This window comes from Vitiosangium sp. GDMCC 1.1324, from assembly GCF_003044305.1.
GTDB lineage: Bacteria > Myxococcota > Myxococcia > Myxococcales > Myxococcaceae > Archangium.
Genome location: NZ_PZOX01000005.1, coordinates 285,674 through 312,256 on the forward strand (window position 1 = coordinate 285,674; position 26,583 = coordinate 312,256).

The 26,583-nt window shown below is 68.3% G+C and carries 10 protein-coding genes and 1 pseudogene; 1 reads left to right on the top strand and 10 read right to left on the bottom strand.

The window, feature by feature from the left end:
• Window positions 1–236: 236 nt before the first annotated feature.
• Window positions 237–2,201: an Ig-like domain-containing protein gene (locus DAT35_RS17180; RefSeq protein WP_108068115.1), complete on the top strand. Its 1,965-nt coding sequence runs from the start codon at window positions 237–239 to the stop codon at window positions 2,199–2,201.
• 79 nt (window positions 2,202–2,280) lie between these two features.
• Here DAT35_RS17180 and DAT35_RS17185 read toward each other — a convergent pair whose 3' ends face one another.
• From DAT35_RS17185 to gltG, 10 genes and pseudogenes are all read right to left on the bottom strand, one after another.
• On the bottom strand, window positions 2,281–3,330 hold the full coding sequence (locus DAT35_RS17185) for a TIGR04552 family protein (RefSeq protein WP_108068430.1): 1,050 nt from the start codon (window positions 3,328–3,330) through the stop codon (window positions 2,281–2,283).
• 189 nt (window positions 3,331–3,519) lie between these two features.
• Window positions 3,520–3,852 carry a group II intron maturase-specific domain-containing protein gene (locus DAT35_RS62380; RefSeq protein WP_369945857.1) on the bottom strand — a complete coding sequence of 111 codons (333 nt, stop codon included), beginning with the start codon at window positions 3,850–3,852 and terminating at the stop codon, window positions 3,520–3,522.
• Window positions 3,848–4,750: pseudogene (ltrA, locus tag DAT35_RS62090) on the bottom strand (group II intron reverse transcriptase/maturase); the annotation flags it as partial. The gene DAT35_RS62380 and the pseudogene ltrA, both read right to left, overlap by 5 nt.
• Before the next feature lie 634 nt (window positions 4,751–5,384).
• Complete coding sequence (locus tag DAT35_RS17195; protein ID WP_108068116.1) at window positions 5,385–5,885, bottom strand: toxin-antitoxin system YwqK family antitoxin; 501 nt, start codon at window positions 5,883–5,885, stop codon at window positions 5,385–5,387.
• A gap of 231 nt (window positions 5,886–6,116) precedes the next feature.
• Window positions 6,117–7,037 (bottom strand): hypothetical protein, encoded by a 921-nt coding sequence (locus tag DAT35_RS58990; protein WP_158501748.1) that lies wholly within the window; start codon window positions 7,035–7,037, stop codon window positions 6,117–6,119.
• 226 nt (window positions 7,038–7,263) lie between these two features.
• Complete coding sequence (gene gltJ, locus DAT35_RS17210) at window positions 7,264–9,351, bottom strand: adventurous gliding motility protein GltJ (protein ID WP_108068119.1); 2,088 nt, start codon at window positions 9,349–9,351, stop codon at window positions 7,264–7,266.
• A 154-nt stretch (window positions 9,352–9,505) separates the two neighbouring features.
• Complete coding sequence (locus tag DAT35_RS17215; RefSeq protein ID WP_108068120.1) at window positions 9,506–21,772, bottom strand: tetratricopeptide repeat protein; 12,267 nt, start codon at window positions 21,770–21,772, stop codon at window positions 9,506–9,508.
• Window positions 21,773–21,872: 100 nt separating this feature from the next.
• Complete coding sequence (locus DAT35_RS17220) at window positions 21,873–23,903, bottom strand: DEAD/DEAH box helicase (RefSeq protein WP_108068121.1); 2,031 nt, start codon at window positions 23,901–23,903, stop codon at window positions 21,873–21,875.
• A 12-nt stretch (window positions 23,904–23,915) separates the two neighbouring features.
• Window positions 23,916–24,530 carry an adventurous gliding motility protein CglE gene (gene cglE / locus DAT35_RS17225; protein WP_108068122.1) on the bottom strand — a complete coding sequence of 205 codons (615 nt, stop codon included), beginning with the start codon at window positions 24,528–24,530 and terminating at the stop codon, window positions 23,916–23,918.
• A 112-nt stretch (window positions 24,531–24,642) separates the two neighbouring features.
• The gene (gltG, locus tag DAT35_RS17230) at window positions 24,643–26,562 is read right to left on the bottom strand and encodes an adventurous gliding motility protein GltG (protein WP_108068123.1); all 1,920 of its coding nucleotides are present in this window, start codon (window positions 26,560–26,562) and stop codon (window positions 24,643–24,645) included.
• Between the last annotated feature and the right edge of the window lie 21 nt (window positions 26,563–26,583).

The window sequence follows — 26,583 nt, forward strand, 5'->3', positions numbered from 1 at the left end:
CACACGCGCCGCTCGGGAAGCCCCAAGGAGGGCCTCCTGGAGCGGCGCTGGTGTTTCCGGGAGAAGTCCGGCGAGGTAGACGGTGCATCCTGGGAACAAGACGAGGACGCCCCACGTAACTCCCCGGTTCGCGCTGGACTGAGGCATTCTCCGCGAGTTGTTTCGGGAACTTACACACGCAAGATCCCGAGACTCAGCCACAGGCGCCTGGAACGGAGCCTGCACTGCGGAGCGGCATGCAAACATTCAAACGCTACATCCCCCTGGTCCTCATTGGGCTGATTTCCGCATGCATTGACGTGCCGAACATCGAACCCAACAACCCCCCCACTACGCAATCGGACGCCGGTTCGACGGACACCCCTGACTCGGGTACACAACCGAGTGAGCTGTCTGTCGAGATCACCTCCCCCACGGGCACGATCTACACCAGCAGCTCGGTTTCCATCTCTGTCGGTGTGCGAGGAGGAACACCCGAGACGGTACAGCTCTTCAAGGGGTCCGTGGAACTCGCAACGATCTCCTCGCCCTACACGTACACATGGAACACAGAAATGGAGCCCGAGGGCAGTTACACGCTCATGGCTCGCGCCACCAGGTCTGGCCGGACTGTCTCCAGCGAACCCGTGACCGTGATCGTCGACCGTACCAATCTGCAGGTCGCTTCGCGTTCGCCCGCGCCCGGCTCAACCAACGTGGCCTACAGCACGCCCATCCAAGTGGTCTTCTCGAAGCCCGTAAAGGCGGCGACGGTCAGCGACACCACTGTGAGTTTCGCTGTCTCTGGAGTTCTCGCGGAGAAGACACTCTCGCTTTCGAGTGACGGGAAGACGCTGACGATCGCCCCAAAGGTAAAGCCTCCGCTGCCGGCAACCTTCTCGATTGGCCTGAGTAGCGGTATCACCGATCCGGCCGGTAACGCGCTCGTCGTCCCAAGCACACAGTGGAGCTTCGAGCTGCCACACTGGTACGCCTTCGGCGGGCCACTGAATGCGGTGGGTGGCAACACCCAACTGAAGGATACCGCGATGGTCCTCGACAGCCAGAACAATCCCGTGGTCGCCTGGAGTGAGGAAGTCACGACCGGAGGCAGGGCGTCCATCTTCGTCTATCGCTGGGACGGCAATGCCTTTACGCCTATCGGTAGCGCCCTGAACGGAACTCCGAGCGGCTCCGCTTCCAAACCAGCGCTGGCCCTCGACGGCGGCGGGAATCCCATCGTTGCATGGCAGGAATCAGACGGCTTCAATGAGAACATCTACGTGAAACGTTGGACTGGAACGTCCTGGCAGTCCGTGGGCACAGGAGCCCTGTCCGCAGAGAACGACACTCGCTCCAGCCCAGTTCCGACACCAGCTCGCAACCCCACACTCACAGTGCGCGGAAATGAAATCTACGTCGCATGGGATGAAACCAATATCGACCAATTCTCGTCCATCTACGTACGAAAGTCAGTCGGTGGTGGCGCGTTCACCGAAGCAGGCACGGGTGGAGGTTTAGTTAACGCCGTATACAAGCTGACCAGCGCATCCAAGCCCTCGCTCGTACTGGACAGCAACGGCCAACCCATCGTGGCCTTCCAAGAGCAGACTCTGGAGCAGTATTCCCCCACCAACATCTATGTGATGCACCTCAAGCCGGACGGCTATTGGGAGTATGCGGTTCCACCATTCTACGGCGACGACACCAATGGCTACGTCTCTGGCGGCCTCAGCGCCTCTCCCGGGGGGGACTCGTGGGCCCGTGATTGCTCACTGGCCATTGATGCCCAGAACAACTTGTATGTAGCGTGGACAGAAGAGACCTACACCGATGGACCTCGGGACATACAAGTCTTCCGTTCCATTGGACCACAGTCGTGGGAGCGGGTTGGAAATCCCCTGAGCGCATATGGCGCTATTACGACTGCTGGGCAACCACGAATCCAAGCCACCCCCTCCGGCAAGCTCTTCGTTACTTGGAAAGAGTTCGATGGAATGGCAGAGACGGGGTACGAGCACCTTTTCACCAGCTATTGGGACAGTAAGTCATGGAGGAGTCTAGCAATTCGCGATGGCATCAACCAGGGCCAGAAGAACAGCAACCGTCCTGTCCTTGCAATTGACTCATTTGAACGGCCCGTGGTCGCTTGGTACGAGAGCCGCGATGCTGTTGATGACGTCGCTGGAGACTATGCCTATGTCCGCCGGTACAACAATTAATCCTGTCGCCCCTTGCAACAGCGCCAAGGGCCACAGCGTCCCGCAGTAAATGCAATCTTCAAAGCGGCAGGAAGAAACTTCAGCCTTGCCGCTTTGGCACCACGAGTCCTCGGGAGAGGCGGCGCAGAACACGCCGCTTCTGACGACGCTTATAGAGTTTGTGAGCGTTCTCCCCTTCCTCGTTCTGGCGAGCGGTTTCTTCGTCGATGATCTGGAACTCCACGAGAGTAAAGATCGTACGGTTCTTGCGCTCGCGTGTGTCCTGCTCCGGCGGCGGCAGGTACGCATCCATCCGCAGAGGCACATCTACGATGAAGTTCAATGCCCGGTAGGAGCCTCCGGAGAACAGATTGCGCGTACGCTCCTCTCTATCCTCGTAATCGAGGTCCAGGTGGAGGTGCTGCGCGTACTGCTGGAGGTGGGGATTCTCCTCAAGCACGGCCTTGAAAGAAACGAGTGTGTTCTCGGTCTGACCAGGGACAACGAAGTTGAAGGGGAAGAGGTGCTGCGTCAGGAAATAGAGAACTGGGAGGATGTCCGCTTGATTCTGGGTAACGATACGAAATCGCGTCCGGTCGTAAATTTGAGCCGCGACCGTTTCTCTCTTGGCCAGCAGCTTCGTGATGAGAGACTCGCGTGATTTGATGGAATGGGCGAACTCGACGACAGGCAGCCCCTTATCCCGAAGCAACTGGGCCACCCCCAACACCTTGGCCATCACCAACTCGGACAGCTCCGCTTCGGAGACCGCCAAACGGTGGAGCAGATCCCGCCCCTCGATGTGCTGAATGACATGCATCACCTTGAGCACGATACAGGCGATACGACGGTGCCTCGGGAGCCCCTTTACGCCGGAGGCATAGAGGAAGAGATCGTGGATCTCAGCTGGGTCCGCTACAGCATCCGCTACCCGGTAGTTGTAAGTCTGCCGCAAGTACTCGACGGCATCCGCGAGCACCAAGCGGGCCCAGACTGCATCTTCAGGACGAGTAGTGTCGATTTGGCAGAGCCGCAGGAATCGGTCGACCTCATCCCGAGTCTGGAAGTGCATCCGCCGCCAGTCGATGACCGAACTCCCCCGAAGGATAAGCCGGATGCGCTCAAGCTCGCGGAGGCCCATGTCCGCCATGGTGCAAACAGGGATATCGGGCAACTGTGGGATAGTGGGCACGAACTTCACATCTGGGCTTCTAGCCGAGCCCGCCCACGGAGGGAAGGGCCTCCGGAATCGGCATAGGGGGTAGCAAGGTCGCCTCGCTACTCCCCTGCCACACCACCGGACATGCGGGTCCGCATCCGGCGGTTCAGTAGGTTGAGGTTAGCTGGAAAGTCTCGGGACTCCCAGCCGGTCGAAGTAGCTCGTGGGCAGGGCGACATGGAGGTACATGCCCGCGTTCTTCCACCAGCGGCGGGCGTTGGCGGCGACCTTGAGGGCCATATGCTCGGGCATTCCTCGGGCACACAGCTCGCGGTACACCGTCTTCCCCCGCTTCCACTGCTTGAGCTGGAGGGCTCGCAGGCGATGACGTAGCCACTCGTCTAGTCTCCGAAAGACACCGGGGGTGTCCGCCAGGTGGAAGTATTGCTTCCAGCCCAGCAGGTACCCACGTAGTTCCTCGGCCACTGCTTTCAGGCTGCGCCCCCCGGACACGGGAGGTCAGCTCCCACACCCGGTCCTTCATTGTCTCAAGGGCCTTGGGCGACACGCGCCGTTTCACCTGCCGTCCCTTGGCTATCCAGAAGCTGTAACCCAGAAACCGCCGGCCCCACGGTCGCGCCACCGCGCTCTTCGTCTCGTTGACTCGCAGCCGGAGCTCCGCGTACAGCCGCCTGAGCGTCTGCATGGCATCCTCCGCCGCACGCCTGGACTTCACGTACACGTTGCAGTCGTCGGCGTAGCGCACGAAGCACAACCCGCGCTTCTCCAGCACCTTGTCCACCTCGTCGAGGAGCACGTTCGCCAACAGCGGCGAGAGGGGACCTCCTTGCGGTGTCCCCTCGTACCGCTCCATCACCACCCCGTTGGCCATGACTCCGGCCTCCAGGTAGCGGCGAATCAGCCTCAGCATCCGCTTGTCCCCGATTCTCTTCTCCAACCTTCCAATCAGCACATCGTGGTTGACACGGTCGAAGAATTTCTCCAGGTCCACGTCCACCACCCACCTGCGTCCTTCCTGGATGTAACGCTGCGCCTCGCACACCGCGTCGTGTGCGCTGCGTCCAGGCCGGAAGCCATGGCTGTGCTCCGAGAAGGTGGGGTCGAACATCGGTTGCAGCACTTGCAGGATGCTCTGCTGGATGAGCCGGTCGAGCACCGTCGGAATCCCCAGCTTGCGGACTCCTCCTCCGCTCTTGGGTATCTCCTGCTCCCGTACTGGTTGGGGCTGGTAGCTGCCGTCCAGCAGTTGAGCCCGGACAGCCTCCCAGTTGTCCACCAGCCAGGGGCCCAGCTCTTCCACGTGCATCCCGTCGATGCCGGGGCTGCCCTTGTTCTGCCTCACTCGCTTCAGCGCCGCCTTGACGTTGCCGCGCTCGACCACCCGTTGCATCAGGTGGTCGTCTCCCGGGTGTCCGTTTCCGCTCTCCGCCGTCAGTGCTTCACCGCTCCGCTGGCCCTTCGGGGCTTCATCCCTATGCTCCAGCGGGAGCTCCCTTTGCAGGGACTTCTGGCGCCTGGCACTTCCGAGATTCACGTTCGTGACTCCCTCCCTACCATTTGGCCCTTCGCGGCTCGTCGTCTCTCCAGCTCCGGTGAGGCTTCCGCGCCATCCCTGCCGGTCCGCTCCCCGCTACTACGGCCTCTGCTGACTGCTCGCTCCGCCTCTCGGCGTCGCCCTTTCAGGCGCGAGGCGAGCTCTCCCCGGGTAAGAACATCGACCTTCACCACGCGAGCGCCGGCTTTACGTCACCTCGCCTTGGCCACCGAGGCTTCGCGGCTCTTTGCCCGCTCGCCCCGCTCGGTGCCGCCTCACAGCCGGTTCCTGTTCGTCGCCCCGCCGCTTCGTTCCCCGCTTCCTTCACGTCGGCCTCGCGGGCCGGCGCTCTGCGGTTCCCTTCGTTCGCGGTGGCCTGCTCTCGGGAGGACTTCCACCTCCCTGTCGATGCCCATGCCGGGCGCACCAAAGCGAAGGGCCCTCTCCCGCTCGGGGAGGGCCCTCTGGGTGTCACTGCGAGGCAGTTCGACTACTTCGCGGCGACCTGCTGGTCGTCGCGGTACTGGGCTTGGCGGATGAGTTTCCCGTCCTCGGAGAACTCCTGCACGAGTCCGTTGCGCTTGCCATTCGCGTACTCCTCCACGATGCGCGGCTTGCCGTTCGCGAAGTAGAGAACACGCTTGCCATGGTAGTTCTCACGCTGGAATTCAGTACGGCCGGTCACCTGACCAGCCTCGTTGTAGAAGGTCCACTGGCCGGAACGAAAACCATCGACGTACTGCCCCTCGGAACGCTTCTGGCCGTTGGGATAGTACGACATATACGGGCCATGAGGGGTGTGCATGCCGTCCGTAGCCTCGGCCTTACGACAGAAGAGTCCATCATCCGCGTTGCCGAATTGCTTGGTACCTGCAGGGCAGTTCAGTTTGTAGGTCGCCGCGCTCTTGGTCGCCTGCCCCTCGGCAAAAGCCATCGGCGCAGCAAGCACCACTCCAAGAGTGAGGGTCTTCATCATCTTCGAAGGCAACATGGACTCTCCTTGTGAGAACGTCGGCATCGCCGTACGCACACTCTAGAGGACGCCCCACCTCGGGAGAAATTCAGCGCTTTTCCCACCGGATTTCGAGCCGAATACGCCTAGAGCGGGCACGACTCAGTATGGAACTCTCAAATGCAAGGGCCCCGCTCAGCGAAGTGCCAAGCAGGGCCTGGAAGGCAACAACTGTTGCTGCTGAATCAAGACCGATACGAGATCAAAGCGTTAATAGTTGGCTTGATAGCAGAAGAAATTGCCGTTGGCGAAGTAGAACGCCGTCGAGAGCGTCTTGCTGGTGTCCGCAACGCAGAAGCTCAGGGTGATGTCCGCGCGCTCACGGTTCGTACCAGTCACCGTGTAATTGCCTGGCGAGCTGCTAATGATTGCAGGGGCAGACTTCTTGGTACCATCCACCTGAACCCAGAACATGCCATTCAGTTCGTCCTTCGTCTGCGGGAAGGGGCTGCCAGAATACGCAGAAATAGTCACCTTGACGCGCTTGGGCGTCGCAGAACCAGAACCGCAGAAGCTATCGGTCGCGGCACTTGTGGTCACGGCTTTGAAGGTGATGGGGCCAGTCGTCCCCAATTCATTGCGTGCGGTGAAGTTCTGGTAGTTCTCGCACGTGGGAGCAGGCACTGCCGCACACTTGCTGCTGCTGCAGAATTCGCCATAGGCGCAGGTGGTCTGACCCTCGCCAGAGCAGGTGGCGCCCGTGGTCGGCGCCTTGCACACGCCCGCCTGGCAGGTCTGGCCCGAGGCGCAATCCGCGTCCTTCGTGCACGTGGCCGGAGCGGTCCCGGTCGGCGCACACACCTTGTAAGCGCTCGAGCACTCCAGACCCGAAGCATCAGACAACCGCTCGTCCTGCTTGCAGAACTCCGACGTGCTGCACTTGCAGATCTTCGTGGTGTCCGTGCTGCTCAGCGCCTCGCAAACCTTCGCCGAGGCGGGGCAATCCGAAGCATTGCCACTGGCACAGGTCTGCACGCACACCTTCGCGCCAGGATGGCAGATCTCATTATCGAGGCAGTCCGCGGTCGTCGAACACGTCAGGCTCTCACGACCATTGCCGCCACAGCCCATCAGCGCCAGACCCACCGCGCTCAGCGCGGTCAGCATCAACGTCATCTTCCGAATCTGCATTCTCGACTTCCTCCTCAATGGGTACGTCGCTCGGGGTGGGCCTCCGGCCACTCAGTCAGGCTCCCCTTCCGTCCTGCAGCGCGCGGCTTTAGTCCCGGCGCTCCAGAAGTGTCAACGAATGTCGACACTTCCTCCGACGTATGGCCTCAGGGGAAATTCAGCAGGCGTGAAGCGGACAGTCGTACGAGTCGGTTGACTCAAATGTAACTGTCCGCTTCCCGAACTTTTAGAAGGTGAACGGGAAATCGATGGAGTCGCCCTGCACCTTGTGCTTCGGGAAGTTCCAGCCCTTGATGAGCCCAGAGATGCAGCTCGCCATGTAGGTCGAGCGGTACTCCGCCGTCTGGCACGACACGTTCTTCGTCTTGCCGTTCGTCTGGATCGTCCAGCGCATCACCAGCTTGCCGCTCAATCCCGGATCCTTCTTCTTCTGCTCGTTCACGCACTTGACGATCGCCGGCTTGTTCGCCACCACCACCTGCATGATGTCCGACTGGCCGAGCCGCTCGAGCGTCGCTCCACCACCGCCAGGCTCCGGCGGAATGTAGGCCGTACGGCCGTTCGCCGATGCATTGTCGTTCTTGGGACTCGACTTCTTCGTCCCGAAGAGCTCGTCGAACTCGTCATCCGCGTTCCCGCTGCTCTTGGGCTGCGTCTTGCTCGGGCGCGCGACCACCTCTTCTTCGTCGTTGCTCGGGGTATTACGCGTCGGCGGAGGACGGCTCGCCGCGGAGGTCCGCTTGGTTCCATTGCGATCCGGCACCTCGGCGCGAGCGATCTGCTGCGGCTCCGTCTTCGGAGGCTCGGCGGGCTTCACCGTCTCGGCGGGCGGAGGCGTCGTCGGATTCGCCGCTGGCGCAGTCCCAGGGGTCCCCGCGGCCGCAACGGCCGGAGCGGTCGCAGGAGCCGTCGTCGGTGCAGTGGCCTGCTGGGCCGAGGTCCCCGCCGGTGGCGTGCCCTGGGGATTCTGCGCCGCACCCGCCGGAGGTGGCGGCATGGGCGGCAGCTCCGCCGGCTTCGCCGGGGCTGTCGTCGGTGCCTGAGCCATCTGCTGCTGCGTCGCCGCGGGCGGCGTTACGGGCCCTCCATGATCGGAAGACCGGGTCGCGAAAAAGATCCCCACTCCACCGACCAGCAGCACCACGCCCGCCGCCACGCCGATGATCATCCCCATCTTGCCGCCCTGCTTCGGAGCAGGCGCCGCATGCGCATAGCCGGGGTAACCCTGAGGCGGCGCGTAGTGCTGGGGAGGCGGATACGGCTGGGCCATCGGCTGCGCATACGCCTGCGGGGGCGGCTGCGCGTAGGCCGGCGCCGGAGCAGGCTGCATGTACGGCGCGGGAGCGGAGGGCTCTGCCCGCAGGGGGCTCGGGGCCGCCACGGGCGCAGGCTCCGGCGGAGGTACGTCGAGCAACCCCGACGCCGCGGGCTTCGCCCGCTCCTCCACCGGCGAGGCCTTGGGCGCCGACTTCGACAGCGCCTCGTTCTCCTCCTTCACCAGCGACGCGAGCACGCTCGCAGCCGAGGGCTTCCAGCCCGAATCCTGCGCGGACGGTGCCACGGGTGCTGGCGTCTCGGCCTTCGCCGACTTCGACAGGCCACCCGCGCTGAAGGCGGACTCCACCGGCCCGGATGCCACCGGCGCGGGCGACGCCACCGGTGCGGGCTCCACGATGACCGGCCGGGTCGGGCGCGGCGCCAGCACCGACGCCAGCTCCGAAGCCTCCGAGAGCGGAATCCAGTCGCTGAAGCCCGCACGCCAGCACAGGCTGTCCGGACCGACCTCGCCCCGCTCCCAGTAGTCCTTCACCTTCTCGAGCGACAGCGGGCCCACCTGCTTCTCGTCGATGGCGACGAACCACTCGTGCGCGGCCGCGGGCTTGGCGCTCCCCGCCTCGGCCTCCGCGAGCTTGCGCACCGTCTCGCCAGCGTCCGACACGGCCGCTGCATCCAGCTGCGCCGGGCCGCTACCGGCCGCCTCGCCCGCGGGAATCCTGTGCGACCCGGAGTTGAGCACCTGGTCGAACACAGCGCCGAGCTCGTCCTCCTCGACACCGCTGAAGATGCCCCCCTCGGGAGGCGTCCCCAGCGACGCGGGCAGACCGAAGCCGGTGTTGTCCGATTGATCTTGGGACGCGGCCGCACCGCCAGCGGCCTCACCACTCGTCCCCTCCTCCTTCGCCGGCGCGGAGCCGGCGGGGCGGACCACGATGTTGTAGCCGCACTTCTTGCAACGAACCTTGACGCCCTTCGCGCCAACCTTGTCGTCGCTGATCATGTACTGCGCGCGGCAGCTATCGCAGACGAAACGCATCGTTCCCCGCAACTCTCAGTAATGACGGGAGAAAACCCGCCGGAATCGTAGAGGTGGCACCCGGGGGGGTCAAGGATGCCGACTTCGCCCGCCCGGTTGCCATTTCAACGTGTGAGCACCCCATTCGGGTCTCACGGATATTCGAGCCGCTCATCTACTTCCTTACCTGTACCTCCACGTCCGTACCCACCGCGACACGCAGCTCGCGGAGCTCGTCGGACGTGGCGAACAGCAGCAGCTCCTTCTGCTTCACCTTCGGGGAGACCCGGAAGGACGAACCGGTCTCCTCCAACACCATGCGCTTGACGGGCTCGCATTCGCCCGCGGCGAAGAGGCCGGCGCGCGCCGCCGTCAGCTCCACCCCCTCGAGGTACTGGCGGACATCCGCCGGCGTCGCCGTGGGCAGGTAGACGCGCGCCACCTTGGCCAGCGCCGCGCGGGCCGGATCGCTGAAGCTCTTCTCCAGCACCCGGCGCTCGGCGTCCACCAGCCGCGGGTCCACCGAGAAGCGCAGGTTGGGAACCACCAGGCCGAGCGCCGCCTGAACCACGGCCTCGAGCCGCTCCGGAGCCAGCCGCTGACTGAAGGCCAGCTCCGGGCGCACCAGCGCGAACGTCCGCCCCAGCAGGTAGTACGCCTCCTTCTGTCCCTGCTCCGCGAAGAAGCGCCCACCCGCGCGTACGCAGGCCGGGTGCGTCTGCAGCACCTCCACGTTGAGGCGCGGATCCGGCGTCGGCTCGTTGGAGCGCTTCGCCAGGTTGTCGCGGCGGACCACCAGATGCGGCGAGTACAGCTCCACCGCGTCCATCCCGAAGAGGCGCGCCACGTACCGGTAGTGCTGCACGTGGTACTCCTGCGCGCTCGCCAGGTCGATGCGGTGCTTCTTCGGAACGATCTGGTAGTTCTGGAAGGGCACCGCGTACAGGTGGCCCACCTGCTCGAAGAGCAGCCCCATCAGCTCGGTGAACGGCCCGCGCAGCTTCGGGTGCAGCAGGTGCGTCTGCCACATCCGATCCGGAAGCGGCCGCTGGGCTACCTCCTTGCGCTTCGCGTAGGGCCCCAGCTTGGTGAGGATCTCCTTCTCGTCTTCTCCCGCCTCACCGAGCAGCCCCGACACGGCCTGCGCCGCCATCCACGCGCCGTCGTAGTCCTTGCGCAGCGCAGACAAGCGCACCAGCTGAGAGACGACCTTGCGCGGATCGCCGGTATTCGGCAGGGCGCGGCGGAGCGCGGCGACGGCCTCGTCCTCCTTGCCCGGAGAAGCCGCGGCCAGCTCGGCGTAGATCTCCTGCGCTTGCGCGTCCTCGGGCAGGCCCTTGGCGACGACACCGTAGGCCGCCAGCGCGCCCTCCTGGCTCTTCAGCACCTGACGGTAGAGGTCACCCAGCGCCCGCCACAGCGCCATGCGCGCCCCGTGCGTGTCGGGCGTCTTCGGCATGCGCCCGATCATCTTCGCGTAGTTCTCCTCGAGCGACTTCCACTGGCCCGCGCCGCCCAGCATCGCCTCGAGCGAGCTGAAGGCTTCGACGAAGCGGTGGTCCAGGTCCAGCGCCGTGTTGAAGGCCACGGCCGAGCCCTCCACGTCGCGCAGTTCGTCCCGGCGCAGCTCGCCGAGCGCGAACCACACCCGCTTGGCCTTGTTCGGCTCGGAGGTCAGCGCGGGCAGCCGGAGCATCCGCTCCAGCATGTCCGCGGCCTTCTGGCCCTGACGCGTCTCGCGCAGCAGCACGTAGAGCGCGTCCAGCACCTCGAGCGACTCTGGCTGGATCTTGAGTGCGCCCGAGTACGCGTCGATGGCCTGGTACGGGTCCTTCAGCTTCTCGCGCGCGAGCTCGCCCAGCTCCAGGAAGACCTGTGCCTTCGCCTCCCCTTCCAGCACGTTGGCGAGCTGCTGGCGGAGATCGGCGGCCCGCTCCCACTTGCCCGACTGGTCCATCAGCGCCACCAGGGCGCGCAGGGACGCCTCGTGGCTGGGGTCGACGGCGAGCGCCTTCTCGAAGTGGTTCTGCGCGCGATCCAGTTGGTTCAGCTTCGCGTGGATGTCGCCGAGCTGCCAGTAGACCTCCACCACCTCCATGTCGGTGAGCTCTTCCCGGTGGTGGATGAGGATCGTCTGGAAGATGCGCAGCGCGTCCTCGTACCGCTTCGCGTGCTGCACGAGCAGATGGCCGTAGCCCTCGAGCACCGGCAGATAGGTGGCGTCGAGATCGTAGGCCTTCTTGTACGACTCGAGCGCCTTGTCGCGCCTGCCCAGCTTGTCGGCCACGTAGCCCAGCCGGTACAGCTGCCGGCAGAGGTCCGCCGCAAGCGCGGAGTCCTTCTCCGCGATGGCCTTCTCCGCCATCTTGCGCACGACGATGTCGAGCATCCGCTCGGCGGCCACCCAGTCCTCACGCGCGCTGTAGACGTCCGACAGCGGGCGCGCCGCCTCCAGGCAGTCCGGAGCGTACTTGAGGGTCTCCTCGTAGTAGGCCGTGGCCGTGTCCGGATCGCCCTTCGTCTCGGCGTTGTAGCGCGCCACCTCGAGCAGCGCGCGAGCCTTGGCCTCCGCGTCCTCGGTCTGCTGCGCCTCCTGGAGCAGCGTCTGCTCGTAGCCGCCCCAGTCCTTCTCCTGCTCCTGGATGCCCTTGAGGGCGCGGATGCTGGGCAGGTGGCCCGGGTCGATCGCAAGGGCCTGCTGATAGGCACTCCGGGCGCTGCCCGTGTCCATCAGCATGTCCTCCTGCATCTTGCCCATGCGGTAGTACAGCTCCACCGCCTCGGGCACCGGGCCCGCCAGCTGCGCCTCCTGCTGCAGCATCTCCAGAGCGTAGGGCCAGTTGCCGCTGCGCTCGTACAGCTTGCCGAGCGCATGCAGCGCGGGCCGGCTCGTCGGGTCCACCGCTTGCGCCTGGTGGTAGGTGTTCACCGCCCGATCCACCTGCTTGAGCTGCTGGTGGTAGACGTTGCCGATCTCCACGTACAGGTCGGCCTGCTCCTGCGGCGACGTGGCCAGCTGGAGCTGCCGCTCGTACGCGACGATCAGGTCCTCCCACCGGCCCTGCATGCGCCGCAGGCGAATCAGCGTCTTGATGGCCTGCAGGTTCTGCGGATCGATCGCCAGCACGCCCTCGATGAAGACGTCCGCGTTGGCAGGGTTCTGGTACTTGTCCTCCCAGATGCTCGCGCAGCGGAACATCACCCGCACCCGCTCGCGGTAGTCGGAGACGACCTCGAGCATGCGCTCATAGATGGCGAGCAGGTCCGCCGGCTGGTCCAGCTTCGTGTGCAGCCGCTCCAGCGACTCCAGCGCCTGGAGGTTGTACGGCTCGAACTCGAGCGCCTGCCGGAACGCCGCCACCGCGGCCTCATCGTCACCGATGTCACGCTCGTAGACGTCCGCGACCTCGACCTGGATGCGGGCCCGCTCCTCGACCGTGGCCGCCAGATCGCGCGCCCTCAGCAGCGTGGAGGCAACCTCCCGCCAGGCCTTCTGACGCCGGTAGAGCGCGACGAGCACGCCCAGCGTCTCCGCGTCCGGCTCCAGGTCCAACGCACGCAGCAGCGCGCTCGCGGCCTCATCCGGATCACCCTGCTCGTCCCGGACTCGGGCGATCTCCCGGAGGATGCTCTTGCGCGCCTCGATGGAGCCAGCGGCCTCGATCTTCTGCTCCAGGGCCACCACGTACTCGCGCTCGCGGCCCCGCCGCTGGAACATCCCCGCGAGCCCATCGAGCGCCGTGACGTTCGTCGGGTCGAACTCGAGGATCTTCCGCAGCGCCGCCTCCGCGGCCTGCGCGTCATCCAGCTTCAGGTCGTGGACGCGCGCCAGCGTGGCGTACATCCGCTCGGCGAGCGGCCCTCGCGGCAGCGCGTCGGCCACCTCCTCGTAGACGGCGGCGAGCTCCTCGTGAGAACCCGTCTCGTCGGCGAGCCGCTCCACCTCCTCGCGCAGGAGGTCGTCCGAGGCATCGATCTGCAGCGCGCGGCAGAGCGCCAGGAAGGCCACGTCCTTCTGGCCGAGCCGCTCCTCCTGCACCCTCGCCAGCTCCTTGAGGGTGGCCAGCTTCTCCTCGTCGGTGACGAGGTGCGGCAGGTAGCGATCCACCACCTGCGCATAGGCCCGCCAATCGTTGCTCGCGCGGTAGATCTCGCTGGCGCGCTCGTAGGCCGTGCGGTTGGCCGGATCGAGCTCCAGCACCTTCTCCAGCGCACCCGCGGACAGCTCGGGCTTGCCACCCACGCCCGCCCACAGGTCCGCCACCGCGAACCACGTGGCCACCGCCTGCTCACGCTCCTCGGCCTGCTGGTGCACCTGCACCTTCAGCTCGAGCGCGCGCACCGCGTCGTTGTAGGCCCTCAGTGAGACGAAGAGCGCGTGGACGCGATCCAGCTCCACCACCGAGTGCGGCTCCACCTCGAGCGCGCGGCGGGCCGCGTCCAGCGCCTCCTCGCGCCGGCTCATCCCCGCGAGCACCTCGGCCAGCCGCAGGCGCAGCACCTTCACGCCCTCGGCCGACTCCTGCAACGGAACCAGCCGCCGCAGGATGCCCACCAGTTCCTCCGCCTGCTCCGTCTCCTCGTACAGCTCGCGCAGCGTGTCCAGCACGCCCCGGTGCCGTGCATCGCGGTCCAGCGCCGCCTTGAGGTAGCTCACCGCCGCCGCGGGCTGCTTCAGCAGCCGGTACAGCACCCGGCCCAACCGCTCGTTGAGCCGCACCACCTCGCGCGGATCCAACGTCTGCGCCAGACGATCCGCCAACAGCGTACGCAGCTCCTCGTACCGGCCCGCCCGCTCGTAGAGGGCCTCCAGCGCGGTGAAGGCCTGCTCGTTGCGCGCATTCTTCGCCAGCAGCTCCCGGTACAGCTCGATGGAGCGGTCCAGGTCGTCCAGACCCTCGGCGGACACCTGCGCCATCCGCGTGAGGACGCGCTCGCGCTCGGGGCCGGTGACGCGCTCGGACTGCAGCTTCAGGATGGCGTACAGCTTGTCGTGCGCACCGGCCGAGTCGTAGATGTTCTCCAGCAACCGCGCCGAGGCGAGGTGACCGGGCTCCAGCGCCAGCACCTGCTCGAACGCAGAGGCCGCACGGTCCATGCCGTCCAGCTTCTCCTGGATGAGCTGGCCCAGCCGGAAGAGGAAGCCCACCTTGTCCGCCGTCTCCTCCGCCGTGGAGGCCAACGCCTCCAGCACGTTGGCCAGCTCCGGCCACGCCTCCAGCGTGATGTAGAGACGATCCAGCGCAGCCAGCGACTTCTGCTGATCCGACGGGTTCAGCGTGCGCGCGCGCTCGTAGTAGATGACGGCGCGCTCGGGCTCCTGCAGACGCGACTCGAAGATCTGGCCCAGCTTGAGGCACATCTCCGCCGCGTCACGGGCCTCGGCCACACGCGGCAGCGACTCCTCGTAGGCCACCACCAGCTCGTCGTACGAGCCCGCCGCGTCCGTGGCGTTCTCCAGCCGCTGGCGCAGCTCGCCGTCGTTCGGGTCCTCCTTGAAGGACCGGAACAGCGCCAGGAAGGTGAGCTCCGGCTCACCCTGGGCCTCGCGCAACGTGGCCAGCTCGCTCAACAGCGTCTTGCGCTCGTGCGCGTCCGGCGACACGCCCACCCGCGTCTCGATGAGCGACGCGAGCCGCGCCACGTCTCCGCTCGCCCGGAAGGCGCGCAGCAGCGTCTCCACCGCGAGCAGGTTCTGCGGCTCGCGGGCCACCAGCGCCTCCAACCGGCCCACCGCACCCGCGTGGTTGGGCTGCAGCGAGAGCACCTCGCCGTAGAGCGCCAGCGCCCCCGCCTTGTCCAGCAGCTTCGTCTCGCGCAGCACCGCGAGGCGGAACTTCAGCTCCAGCCCCTCCTCGGGCGACACGAGCGCGATGCGCCGCGCCAGCACGTCCGCCATCTCCGGCCAGCGCTCCAGCTTCTGGCACAGGCCGTCCATCCGCGTGAGCGCGGCGGCGTCGTCCGGCTTCACGTCCAGCAGGCGCCGCAGGGTGGCCAGTGCGCCCAACCCATCCTTCAGCTTCTCCTCCTGGAGCACGGCGATCTGCAGCAGCACCGAGGCCCGGCGCGCCGGCTCCTCCGCGCTCGCGAGCTGGCGGCGCAACACCTCCAGCAACTCCTGCGGCGTGCCCGAATCCGCCACCAGCCGTGCCACGCTGTCGAGCGCGTCGGTGTCCGTGGGCCGCAGCGTCAGCACCCTGCGCCACGAGGCCAGCGCCTCGTCATCCTCGCCCAGGCGCGCCTGCAGCCGGGCCAGTGCACGGTACAGCTCGGCACGGGCGGTATCTCCCGCTCTCGGGGCGATCTCGGAGAGGACGGCCGCGAACTCCTCGGCGGCCCCCGCCTTGTCCACCAGCGAGAGGCACAGCTCGAGCGTGCGCGGGTCGTCCGGCATGTCGCGCAGCGCGCGGGTGGCGGAGAGGAAGGCCATCTCCACGTTGTCCAGCGGACCCGCATACGTCTCGGCGATCCGGCGCAGCAGCGCCGCGCGCTCCTGGGGCACCGGCTCGGCGGAGACGCGCGACTCCAACATCTGCACCTGCTTGAGGTGGTCGCCCACCGCCGTGAACACCGGCTCGAGCGCCAGCGCCGCCTGGCCACGCAGCGGGCTGTCCGAGCGCGCCATCTCCTCCAGCGCGCCCACGGCACCGGCGTGTCCGGCCCGGCGACGGAGCACGTCCTGGTAGAGATCCAGCGCCCCACGCGGATCATCCAGGCGGCTGAACTTCAGGCGGCCCAGGCGCACGCGCAGATCGCTCCCCTCCTCCTGGGCGTTGCGGGCGTCGGTGAGCTGGATCTCCCGCTCGATGTGCTGCGCCAGCTCCGGCCAGCGCTCCATCTGCGTGAGCACGCGGCCCAGCAGCTTGAGCGCGTTGGCGTCCTCCGGCCGGCGCTCGAGAATCTCGCGATACGTCTGCGCCGCGAGCGCCTTGTCGGCGAGCGTCTCCTCGGCGAGGTGGGCCAGCTCGAAGAGCAGGTTCACCTGCGCGGCAACGGACGGCTCGGCCGACACCTGCCGGCGCATCACCAGTCCCAGCTCGCGGTGCGCGCCGGTGCGGCGGTGCACGCGGGCGATGGACTCCAGCACCTGCTTGTTCTGCGGATCCCTCCGGCTGACTTCCTCCAGCGCGCGCACCGCCAGGTCGTAGCGCTTGAGGCGTCCGTCGTAGATGCCCGCGAGCCGCCGCCACAGGTCTCCCGCCAGGGGCTCGGTGGCGCCGCGCTCGAGCTCGTCCTCGTACGCCGCGGCAACCTCCTCGAAGGAGCCGGAGTCGGCCGCGAGCCGCTCCAGGTCGTCGCGCACATTGGCGTCCTGCGGGGCTTCATTGAAGGCGCGCAGGCGCGCGACGAAGGCGAGCGACGTCTGGCCGAGCGCCTCGCGCAGCGTGGCGATCTCCTGGATGCGCTCCAGCCGCTGCACGGGCTGCGTGCCCGGCAGGAGGATCTCCAGCACCTCCACCAGCTTCCGGGTGTCGTTGAGGCCGCGATAGACGGGATCCAGGAGCCGTGCCGCTTCCGCGCGCTGCGCCTCGAGCTGGAGCATGCGCTCCAGGCCCGCGACGGCCTGCGGATCCGCCGGGGCCAACGCCATCAGGTCGCGGTACGCGCTCAGCGCCTCGGCGTGGCTGTTCTCCTTCTCCAACAGTTGTGCCCGGCGCAGGATGAAGCCGCGGCGGGATTCGTTGTCCGTGGACAGCTCGGCGAGCTGATCCAGCACGTCCGCCTGCTCCACGAAGCGCCGCGTCTTGGCGAACAGCTTGTCCAACGCGAGCAGACCGTCAGACGCCTTGCGGATGGCCAGTGCCGAGCGCCACGTCTCGATGGCCTTCGCGTCATCACCCGCGGCGGCATGGGCCTCGCCGGCCTTCACCAGCAGGGCGCGCCGGGCCTCGGGGTCCTTGGCCAGCGCCGACTGCGCGGCGTAGACCTCGGAGAGGCTCTTGGCGTTCTGCCCCCGCTCGTACAGGCGCGAGAGGGCCTCGAGCGCCTGCCGATCCTGCGGCGCGTCCTCGAGGATCTTCTTCCAGACGCTGGCGGCCTCCTCCGTCTGTCCGAGCTGCTCGCGCAACTCCGCGGACCGGCGCAGCAGGCCGAGGCCCGAGGGATCTCCCGCGGGCAGGTCCGAGGCAGCCTCCTCGTACAGCTCGGCCAGCATCTCGTGCGAGCCCGTCTCACGCGCGAGCCGCTCCAGTTCCACCTGCAGGCCCTGGCGATCCACGCCCTGAGAGAAGGCCTTCACCGCCGCCATGAAGGCGAGCGACGGCTGGTGCATGTCCTGCTCGTAGATGCGGCGGATGTCCGCGGCGAGCTGCGCCTTTTCCACGCTGAGCGCGGACTCCATGCGGGCCTCGCGCAGCGACACGCGCCGCGCGTGGTCTCCGAGCCGCGCGAGCACTGGATCGAGCACGTCCAGCGCGCCCGCGCTCATCGGCACGGCGGCCTTCACCCACTCCTCGAGCGCCGAACGGGCGCCAGGGTGGCCGGGGTCCTCGGAGAGGATGCCCTGGTAGAGCTGGAGCGCGGCGTTGGGGTCATCGAGCCGGGTGCGCAGCAGCTCCGCGAGGCGGAAGGAGACCTCGCGGCCCTGCGGGCTCTGTCCCTCCTGCGTGCGCCGCAGGCCGAGCGCCCATGCCAGCTCCTTCGGGCGGTTCAGTTCCCCGTAGAGCCGATCCAGTGCGACAGCGGCCTCGCGCTGGAGCGGATCCCTCTCGGCGATGGCACGCCACGCGGCGGCGGCGCTCTCCAGATCTTCCAGCTTCGACTCGTGCAGCAGAGCGGCCTCGCGCAGATACGCGAGCTGCTCGGCCAACTCGGGCGCGGCGGCGGCGAGCTTCTCCAGGACCTCGGCGAGCGCGGCCCATTCCTCGCCCGCACGGTGCAGGCGCTGCAGTGCACGCAGGCAGTCGAGGTTGCCCGGCTCCAGCTCCAGCAGGGACCGGAGCGCCTTCACCGCGGCGCCACGGTCGTCGAGCTTCTTCTCCTGGACCTCGGCCAGCTCGCGCAGCAGACCCGCTCGGGCGGGATGCGAGCCACCCTCCTCCGTCAGCTCGATGAGGATCTCCGCGTAGGCGTCCAGCGAATCCGCGTCCTCGGCGGCCTGGCGCGCGGCGGAACGGAGGGCGGCATCGCCCGGGGCCAGGCGCAGGGCCCGGGCGAGCGAGGCGAAGGCCAGCTCCGGCTGCCGCAGCTGCGTCAGGTGCACCTGCGCGGCCTGACGAAGCGCCAGCACCCGGGCGGAGTCGTCACGCGCCACCTCGGCGAGCACGTCCAGCGCCGCCACCAGCTTGCGGTGATCCTTGGTGGCCTCGTAGGCGGGGATGAGCGCTCGGGCGGCCTCCTCGCGTGCGGTGCCAGAGGAGAGCATGCCCTCGAGCGCGGTACGGGCGTTCGTGTCGGAGGGGCGCTGGCGGAGGATGTCCGCGAAGCTGCGCACCACGTCGGTGCGGTCCCCGGACGAGTCCTGCAGCACCTGCGCGCGCTTGAGCGTCAGGCGCGCCACCCGGTCCAGGTCACCCGCGTCCTCCGCGAGCGCGATCTGCCGCGCGAGCACCTCGCCCAGCTCAGTCTTGCGGCCGGCCTTCTCGTACAACTCGGCCAGACGAGGCAGGTGACGCACCTCGTCCGCGCCAGAGTTGATGGCGGCCTGGAGCGCCTCGGCGGCCTGCAGGGGCCGGCCCAGTCCGGCGTTGAGCTCCACGAGCTGCATCTGCAGCTCCACCTTCTCCGCCTTCGTGGCCGTCAGGATGCGCTTGCGCAACAGCGCGTCCGCATCCGCCGCCCGCCCCGCCTTGCCGTAGAGCTGGATGAGCCGGCCGAGCACCTCGGGCGACTCGGGCAGCCGCTGCAGCGCTGCCTCCAGCGAGCCGATGGCCTCCGGAAGCGCCCCGGACTCCTCGGCCAGCTTCGCCGCCTCGGAGAGCAGTTGCACCGCGAGCTCCGGCGCCTCGGCCTCGGTGGCCAGAGCCCGCAGCACGCGCACCAGCTCGGCGTGAGCGGACAGGTCGTGTGCCAGACGCGCCGCCTCGGCGCGGTTCTCTTCGTCCGTGGGGGCCTCGCGCAAGGCCTTCACGCGCAGGTCGAAGGCGGCCCGGCCATCGGCGAGCTGCTTCTCGTGGGTGTCGGCGATCTGGCCGTACAGGCGCTGGCGCGCCGCCGCGTCCTTCGTGGCCTCGAGCTGCTGCAGCATCGCGGACACCTGGCGCTGGTGGTCACCATTGCGTCCGTAATGGCTGGCGAGCGCCTCGGTGATCTCCGCCGTGCGCACACCGGCCGCCGCGAGCCGCTCGAGCCCGCCCAGCACCACGCCCGTGGCGACGTTCTCCGCGAGCAGTTGCAGGAACAGGCCCGCCGCCTCCTGCGGACGGTTGAGGCGCTCGGCGAACAAACGGGCCTGACGCGCCGCCCAGTCGCTGCGCTCCACCTGCGTCTCGGCCAGCTTCGCCAGCTTCCCGGCCAGCGCCGCGGCCTCCTCGAACTTGGACAGCGCCACGCACAGCGCCTGCAGGCGCCGCACGGGAGAGGGATCCTCGGGAGCCAGCTTCACCAGCTCGCGCACCATCGGCTCCAGCTCGGCCGGAGTCGCACCGGAGGCCTCGCGCCGGACGATCTCTCCCTCCAGGCGCACCTTCGGATCATCCGCGAGCGCGGCGGCGGACCGGAGCGACTTCACCGCCTCCTGCGCGGCGCCGTCACCCGGAGCACGGGCGAGCACTTCCTTCCAGGCCGCCTCGGCGCCCGCGGGGTCCGCCAGCGTCCCCTGGAGGAGTTGCGCGAGGTGCCGCCAGAGCGGGAGGGCCGCCTCGGGAGGAGCGACCGTGGCCGCGCGACGCAGCGCCACCGCGAGCGCCGGCTCCGCGTGGGCCTTGCTCGCGTGCTCCACCACCGAGTCGAGCAGCATGGGCCGGCCGGGCTCCAGCACCAGGGCGCGCGCGAGGACCTCGAAGGCCCCTCGGGCGTTGTCCGCCTCCTCGTAGAGGAGCGCGAGCCCCTCGCAGAAGGCCACGCGCTCGGCGCGCGGGCGCGGGGCGAGCAGCGCCAGATCCAGCAGTGGCTCCAGCGCCTCGAAGTTCTCCTCCTCCACCAGGAGGCGGGCGAGCTGGAAGGCCGCGAGTGCATTGGCCGGGTCCAGCTTGAGCGCGGCTTCGAGGTGCCCGCGCGCCGCGCCTCCATCGTTCTGCTGCAGGCAGAGGTCCGCCAGCCGCAGCCGCAGGGCCACCTGGGTCACGCGGTCCTTCACCGTGCCGAGGTAGCGCTCCAGCATCGCGAGGGCGTCCGCCGGGCGGCCCTGCTCCAACAGCAACTCGGCGCCGAGCGTCGCCACGTCCGCGCGCGCGGCATCCACGGAGGTGGCCTTCTCGAAGGCGGCGAGCGCCCCGGCCGCGTCGTTGAGCCGGGTGAGGCGCAGGGTGCCCAACCGCAGCCACAGGTCCACCTGGGCATTGCGCTCGCGCGCCTCGCCCGCCAGCGCCTCGTACCAGGCCTGCGCCGGAGCGAAGTCACCGTTGCGCTCGGCAACGCGCTCGATGAGGTTGAGGGCCTCGGGCATGCCGGGCCACAGCAGGAAGCAGCGGTCCAGCGCCTCCTTCACCTTGTCCGTGGCGGTCGGCTCGTACCAGGCATGCAGCTTGGCCACCAGGAGGGACAGCCGCGCCGCGCTCTTGCGGTCACGCTCCTCCAGGGACATGCCGCGCAGCATGCGGGCGCGCTCGCGCCACGACTGCTCGAAGCGCTGCATCGTCTGCGTGGCCTTCTCCACCCGGGCGTTCTTCGGATCCAACTCCCGCGCCACGTCCAGCGCCTGCTGGGCGAGCACGTGCTCGGTGGGATCCTCCACGAGCCGCTCGGCGAAGACGACGTACTCCTCCACCATGCCCTCGCCGCCGAGCGCGGCACGCTCGCGCTCCAGCGACTCGAAGACGGGCTGGAAGCGCTCCTCGGCCATGAGGAGCTGGCGCGCGCGCTTGAAGGTGGCGCGCTCGGGCTTCGCACGCGCGGCCCGCTGCAGGCACAGCACCGCGCGGTCGCGCCGGAACAGCTTCTGCTCGTGGAGGTTCGCCGCCTTCATGAAGCAGGACGCGGCCTCGTCCCCCTTGCTCAGGGCGCCGAGCCGCTCCAGCACGTCGACGAGCGCGGCCATGTCCTGGCGCGCCTCGTAGACGATCCTCAGTCCGCGAAGGACGGGCCGCGGGTCCTCGGCGATCAGCAGCGCGCGCCGCAGAAGCTCTTCCGAACGAGCCGGATTGCGCAGCCGCTCGTAGGCGAGCTGCCCCGCGCGCACCAGCACCCGCACCGCCTCGGCGGTGGGAGTCTCGCGCGCGCGTCCCTCGTACAGGCGGATGAGTTCCTCGACGCGCCCTGCCTTCTCGAGCGCGGCCTCGACCTCAGCGAAAGGCCGGTCGGACACGACACGCTCGGCGGGTCGACGGAGGTTCGGCTGGTCCATGTAAGGCGGGCCTCGCGAAAAGGAAGGGGGCGGGAGAGCGGGACTCTATCGCCCGCTCACCGCCCCCAGCAATCCCGCAAATCCCGCCAACTGTCGAGATTTATTGGCTTTCTCGCTCGTTTGCAGCGGGAGCGGACGAGCCTCCCTCAGAGCCCTTCTGGTCCTCGGAGCCAATCTCTTCGGCCTCTTCCGCGGCCGCAGCGGCATCCGCGGGCTTCTTGGGCGGAGGGGTGGCGGGCAGGGTCTGGGCCCGCTGCACGCCCGCGTTGTCGCCCAGCTTCGTGTACAGGTCGATGGCCCTGTCACGCAGCTGAAGCTCCTCGGCCAGGGCCGCGGCCTTCGGCAGGTGGCCGATCTGCTCATACAGCCCCAGGGCCTTCTCCTTGCGGCCGATCTCCTCGTAGAGCGCCGCCGCGGTGGCGGACTCCCCGAGCAGCTCCAGCCACCGGGCGCGGCCGGCGGGCTTGTTCTCCGCCTCGGCGCGGGCGAGCTCCTTCTGCGCGAGCGTCTTGGCCTCCTCCTCCAGCTTCAGCCGCTGGAGGAAGTGGAAGGCCTTGGGCGGCGGCAGGGTGCCGAGCACGTCCACCGCCTCCTGGCGGCGGCCGGCGTTCACCAGCAGGGTGGCCGCACCGAGCCGATCTCCACGCTCCACCAGGGCCTTCACTTCCAGGTCCCGGATGCGGTTGGCCGCCGCGAAGTCGCGGGTGCGCTCGTACGCCTTGCGCGCGAGGGACAGCTTCCCGGCGCGCTCGTAGGCGAGTGCCGCCTGGTCGAACTGACGGGCGCGCTCGTACAGCCGGGCGACGTTCTCGAAGTCGCCCTTGCCGATGTAGAGCTCCATCAGCAGCTCATAGGCACCGGCCTTCTCGAGCACCTGGGCGAGCTGCTCGGGGGGCACCGTGGCCATGAGGCGGCGGGCGATGTCGTTCTCCTTGCCCTCCAGCGCGGCGCGCAGCGCGCTCCGCACATCCCCACCGGCCTCGAAGAGCCGGGCGGCCTCGGCGAAGGACTTGTTGCGCTCGTGCATGCGCGCCGCGTCACGCGTACGGCCCATGCCCTCGAGCTGCTTCGCCTGCTCCTTCCAGTCCCCCGTCAGCTCGGGCAGGGGCTGCCGGCGCTCGCGCTCGCCCCGCTCACGGCCCTCGCGGCGCTCACCCTCGGGAGCACGCTCCCGACGCTCGCCACGCTCACGGCGCTCTCCCCGCTCACCCTCGCGGCCTTCACGACGCTCGCCACGCTCACGACCCTCGCGGCGCTCTCCCCGCTCACGACCCTCGCGGCGCTCTCCCTCACGGCGCTCACCCGCGGGACGGGCGGCGGGCTCCTCGCGCTCGGCCTGCGGCTCGCGTCCGCTCAGCGAGAAGGCGGCCGTGGCACGCTCTGGATCGCCAGCGGCGCGCCAGGCGCGGCCCACCAGGTACATGACGTCCACGTAGGCGACGATCTTCTCCTTCGCCGGATCCGCCGCCGGAGCCTCGACCGGAGCACCGGTGGACACGTCTTCCCCCGTGGCGACACCGGACGCCGCCTCACGGTCGGCGAGCGGAGCCGTCTCGGCGATCTCCTTCGTGACGGCGGGCGAGCCCTCGCTGATGCCCACGTCCGTCTCCCCGGGCACGTTGCCCGGAGTCCCCGGAGGCGTCAGCGTGGACACGGCCACCACGCCGGTGGCGCCCACGGCCGAACCGGCCTCACCCGCGGCAGAAGGAGCCGCGGGGGCCAGGGGCCACGTCGAGCCCTCGGGCAGGGGCGGACGGGTCTGGCGCTGCACGCGCAGCAGCGTGGTGATGAGCCGGCCCCTCACGTTGAGATCCAGCTCCTCGAGCGACTTCACCCGCATGGACCGCAGCGAGCGGACGATCGCCTCGAGCGGCTGCTTCTCGGCGCCGAGGTCGGACTTGCCCAGCGCCTTCTCCAAGGTGCTCAGCTCGGCGATGACGCGCTGGCCGGGACCGACAGGCCCTTCCGCACGATCACGACCCCGGCCTCGCCCGGGACCATCACCCCGGCCACGACCCCCGTCGCGACCACCAAAACCACCCGGACCGTCACGGCGCGGACCCTGGCCGGGCGCACCGCCCTCCCGGCCCCGCCCACCGCGCGGCCCACCGCTTCCATTCTCCTGAGGCACGTGTTTCTCCCGCTAGAACGCGTAGCGAAGGTTCGGCGTCACCGCGAACCCGAATGACTGAGACTTGACGAAGAGGCTCCCCGTCACCTCGACACCCACCGAGAAGTGGCGAAGGCGTGTGTAGTACTCCAGTCCCGGTCCGGCGAATACCAGAATGTCGGAGTCAGGCAGGAGCTGCTTCGGCCTGAAGATGGCGTAGCCGGCCCCGCCGCGGACATAGAGCCACGTCCGCTTGACGTCCTGGGAATCGGCGAAGCCCACGAGGTGGACACGGGCCAGCGCGCCGGGCACCAGCGTGGAGAAGTCTCCAGAGGCCGCGCCTCCCGAGTTCCCCACGTAGTCCGAACCGGCCCGGTTGGAGGCCCCCATCAGGAAGGCGCCAATGGACAGGCGCTCGCCAATGTCCACGCCCACCTCCACCTGGGCCATCTGTCCAGGAGAGAAGGGCCGCGGACCCGAGGAGGCCGGGGGGTTCACGATGAAGAAGGGGCCACCGAGCACAGAGAAGTAGAGGCCGCGCTCGATCTCCTCGAAGGTCTCGGCCGGCCTGTCACCGGCGGCCTGCGCGTTGGCGAGCGCGGGGAGAGCCAGTGCGGCGCAAAAGACAAATGGGCGGAGGGCTTTCATGCGGGGGCGGACGTTAGCCCAGGAGCACGGAGACGCCAGCGCCAAAAAGCAAGATGGGCGGCCCCGCCGAAGCGGAACCGCCCACCTGAACGTTTTCACTCAGCGGGAGCGACTACTCGCCGGCCGCCTTGAAGATGAACGGATAGGTGACCACCACCGAGCCACCGCCCTTGGGCTTGGGGAAGGACCAGGTGCGCACGCGGCCGGCCACGCACTGCTCCAGCTCGGCGTTGCCCGCGGTGGACTGGGCCACCGAGGAGGTGACCACGTTGCCCTCGGAGGCGATGGTGAAGCGGATGGACACCTTGCCGCCCAGCTTGGGGAAGCGGTTGAGCAGGCTCTCGTAGCAGAAGCGGATCTGCCCCTTGTTGCGCTGGATGACCTGGCGGATGAGCTCCTTGTCGAGCGAGCCGGTCACCGTGGCGTCCTCGGCCGCGATGCCCACGTCCACGCTCTGCTTGCCACCCAGGCCGCCCACGGCCGAGCCGTAACCACCCATGCCGCCGCCACGGCCCTTGGTGCCGACCGCGCCGATGCCGACGGTCTCACCGCCACCACCGCCGCCGCCGCCGCCGCCGCGCAGACCGAGGCCGCCGAAGCCGCCAGCGGCGCCGCCCTTGGCGCCGAACATGTTGCCCATGGCGCTCTTCAGGTCACCGCCCAGGCCGCCGCCGCCGAAGAGGCTCGCGGCGCCACCCTTCCCGCCGAAGATCTTCGCCGCCATGTTCTTGGCCGCTTCCTTCTTGTCGGGCTTGCCCTGGGAGGTGGCGTGGGCGGGCTGCTTGGGGGCTTCCTTCTTCCCCATCTGCCCTTCTTCCTTCTTCGCCTTGGCGGCCTTCTCGGCCTGCTTCTCCGCCTTCTGCTGGTTGAGCTTCTCCAGGAACTTGTTCTTCTGCGTGTCGGGCGCCTTGACGATGAGCTTGGCGATGCGCGAGTCGCTGCCCGCCAGCTCGTCCGCGTACTCGTCACCCGCCGCGGCATGGTTGGCCGCGCTGATGACGAACATCGACGCGAGGAAGAACATCACCAGGAAGATGTTGACGACGGAGAAGTCCACCGCCTCGCCCAGCGGCGCGAAGGCGCGCTTGGGCACGGACTCGAAGACGGCCTCCAGCGTCACGCCGCCCAGGTCCACCGAGAGGAAGTCCTCCTCCTTCAGGGTGAGCGCGTAGGCCTCGCCCTCGTGGTTGGCCTTGCCGGACTCGATGACGGCCTTGAGGTCCGTGGTCTCGCCCTTGCGGGTGAGCTCGCCCTTCATCTTGCCGGTGAAGAGCACCGTGAAGGACTGGCCGTCCGTGCGCACCACCTCGAAGCGCTCGCCGCCCAGCTTCGCGTCACCCATGATGAAGTTGACGCCCTTGGCGCTGCCCACCGTGAAGGACTGCTTCTTGCCCGGCGGGAGGAAGAACTCGCCCACGCGCTGGTCGCCCCACATGAAGTGCAGGCCCAGCCCGAGCGGACCGCTGCCCTTGCGAGCCACCCGGCGCACGCGCGGAGCGGGCTCGGCGGCCGGAGCCTCGGCCATGGGAGCGGCCACCGGCTGCGCGGCCGCCTTCTGCACGGGAGCGGCCACCGGCTGCTGTGCCACCGCCACGGGAGCGGGAGTCGCGGCCGGAGCCGGAGCCGCCGCAGTCTGGGCGAGGCCCGCGGCCAGGGAAACCTCCGGCACCGCGGCCGCCGGGGCGGGCGCGGCACTCGCGGCGGCCGAGGCCAGGTTCACCGCGGCAACGGCGGCGGGGTTGTCCAGGCGGATGGTGGTGCCACCGACCTTGATCTCGTCGCCGAAGGACAGCTGGCCCTTGTTGACCCGCTTGCCGTTGACGTAGGTGCCCTCGACGCTGCCCATGTCGATGATGGACAGGCTGCCGTCGGCGGCCACCTCGATGACGGAGTGGATGCGGCTGACCTTCTCGTCGTCCAGGCACAGGTGCGCCGAGGCGAGGCGGCCAATCTTGATGATGTCTCGCTCGAAGTCCTTCGTGGTGACGAGCGTGTCACCCTTGAAGACCTTGAGTGTCAAAGGGACGGGCATGGAAATTCCCCAGTTGGGTTT

Bases quoted from the DNA above. Each gene is read 5' to 3' on its own strand.
- DAT35_RS17180 (WP_108068115.1), top strand. From the start codon at position 237: ATGCAAACATTCAAACGCTACATCCCCCTGGTCCTCATTGGGCTGATT.
- DAT35_RS17185 (WP_108068430.1), bottom strand. From the start codon at position 3,330: ATGGCGGACATGGGCCTCCGCGAGCTTGAGCGCATCCGGCTTATCCTT.
- DAT35_RS17195 (WP_108068116.1), bottom strand. From the start codon at position 5,885: ATGTTGCCTTCGAAGATGATGAAGACCCTCACTCTTGGAGTGGTGCTT.
- DAT35_RS58990 (WP_158501748.1), bottom strand. From the start codon at position 7,037: ATGCAGATTCGGAAGATGACGTTGATGCTGACCGCGCTGAGCGCGGTG.
- gltJ (WP_108068119.1), bottom strand. From the start codon at position 9,351: ATGCGTTTCGTCTGCGATAGCTGCCGCGCGCAGTACATGATCAGCGAC.
- DAT35_RS17215 (WP_108068120.1), bottom strand. From the start codon at position 21,772: ATGGACCAGCCGAACCTCCGTCGACCCGCCGAGCGTGTCGTGTCCGAC.
- cglE (WP_108068122.1), bottom strand. From the start codon at position 24,530: ATGAAAGCCCTCCGCCCATTTGTCTTTTGCGCCGCACTGGCTCTCCCC.
- gltG (WP_108068123.1), bottom strand. From the start codon at position 26,562: ATGCCCGTCCCTTTGACACTCAAGGTCTTCAAGGGTGACACGCTCGTC.